Here is a 1,765-nt window from a genome sequence, read left to right as displayed (position 1 = left end):
GGCCGGGAGAACCACAAGATGGCGCTCGCCCACTACCAGCAGACCAAGAACCTGCTGGTGTCCTACTCCCAGACGGCGACCGGCCTGTTCTGACGGGCGCCCTGGAACCCACTGTCCCAAAACCCTTTCCATGAGCGGAGTGAGACGATGACGGAAACCCTCGACACGACCGGTACCCCTGCGGAGATCGCCGGTAGCACCATGCGCGCTGCCGTGGTCACGGAGTTCGGTGCGGCACTGCAGATCTCCGAACTCGGGGTGCCGTTGCCGGGCCATGGACAGGCTCTGGTGAAACTGGAGACCACGGGTGTGTGTCATACCGACCTGCATGCCGCGCAGGGTGATTGGCCCGTCAAGCCGCAACCACCTTTCATTCCGGGTCATGAGGGGTACGGTACCGTCGTCGCGCTCGGCGAGGGGGTCGACGATCTGCAGGTCGGCGATAAGGTCGGCAACGCCTGGCTCTGGTCGGCCTGCGGCGAGTGCGAGTACTGCTGCACCGGTTGGGAGACGTTGTGCGAGAGCCAGCGAAACGGCGGCTACAGCGTCAACGGGAGCTTCGGCACCTACATGCTGGTCGACGCTGCCTATGCGGCGCGCATTCCGGACGGCGCCGACCCGCTGGAGGTGGCGCCGATCCTCTGCGCCGGGGTCACCGTGTACAAGGGCCTGAAGGAGAGCGAGGTCAGTCCGGGCCAATGGGTGGCGATCTCGGGTATCGGCGGCCTCGGCCACCTTGCGGTGCAGTACGCCCGTTCGATGGGAATGCGGGTGGTGGCCGTCGACATCGACGAGTCGAAGCTGGCGCTGGCCCGCGAGCTGGGCGCCGAGATCGTGTTGAACGCACGTACCGCCGACGTGGCTGCCGAGGCTCACAAGGCCATCGGGGGAGTACACGGCGTGCTGGTGACCGCGGTACATCCGCAGGCATTCGGCCAGGCCATCGGGCTGGTACGGCGCGGGGCGACGATTGTGTTCAACGGCCTGCCGCCCGGCGACTTTCCGGCGCCGATCTTCGACATCGTCCTGAAACGACTGACGATCCGAGGGTCGATTGTGGGGACCCGGCAGGACCTGACCGAAGCCTTGGACTTCTACGCGCGCGGGCTGATAAAGCCCAGGGTGACGGTCGCGAGGCTGGAGGACGTCAACGACATCTTTGACCGTATGAGGCGCGGTCGGATCGACGGCCGCATGGTCATCGACTATCGAGACGATTCGTAGGTCGGGGTTTGCGCTTATTCGGCTTGGCGACCGGCGCCAAGCTATGGCGCACAAACGCCTGTGCGTTGACCACCAAGATGTCCACCGAATGCCGACGCGGGTCCCACCACTCGGCACTCCAGTTGAGAGCGCCGATGATAAGCCGTTGCGCAAGTCGGGGATCGAGGTCGTCACGCACTTGGCCGTCGGCGACCGCGGCGGCCAGAAGCCGCTGCCAGATACGGTTGTAGGCGGCCAGCTCCTTCTTCTGCCGAGCGCGAAGGCGCTCGGGGATCTGAGCGGAATTGCGGATGGCGGCCCGGGCGTAGTCGGAGAGTTCGAGTCCGTGCCGGAGATGAACCGCTACGGCCGACAGGAGCCGATCCATCGGCGTGGTGTCCGGTGGCAACGCATCCAGCTCTTGTTGCAGGTGGATCCGCAGGTCGCTCATCCCACGGAACATCACCGCCTCGATGAGATCCTCGCGTGAGGCGTAGTAGTAGTAGATCGCCGGTGCTTGTAGTTCGGCATACTCAGCGACATCCGTGAGCCGGGTTCCGGC

The 1,765-nt window shown here is 65.2% G+C and carries 2 protein-coding genes; one reads left to right on the top strand and one right to left on the bottom strand.

The genetic code is table 11. The features are described from left to right. Window positions 1-147: 147 nt before the first annotated feature. Window positions 148-1,224 (top strand): alcohol dehydrogenase AdhP, encoded by a 1,077-nt coding sequence (adhP, locus tag A5771_RS09320; RefSeq protein WP_064854939.1) that lies wholly within the window; start codon window positions 148-150, stop codon window positions 1,222-1,224. On the opposite strand, the gene A5771_RS09315 is transcribed toward adhP, so the two are convergent. Continuing rightward, window positions 1,199-1,765: TetR family transcriptional regulator (locus A5771_RS09315; protein WP_064854938.1), on the bottom strand; the 567-nt coding region annotated here is incomplete at its 5' end. The genes adhP and A5771_RS09315 overlap by 26 nt on opposite strands.

The organism is Mycolicibacter sinensis, assembly GCF_001667375.1.
GTDB classification, from domain to species: Bacteria; Actinomycetota; Actinomycetes; order Mycobacteriales; family Mycobacteriaceae; genus Mycobacterium; species Mycobacterium sinense_A.
Note: the sequence above shows the minus strand (reverse complement) of the source record. Positions and strands in the feature narration are given on the sequence as shown.

Coding starts and splice junctions, on each gene's coding strand:
- adhP (WP_064854939.1), top strand. CDS start 148: ATGACGGAAACCCTCGACACGACCGGTACCCCTGCGGAGATCGCCGGT.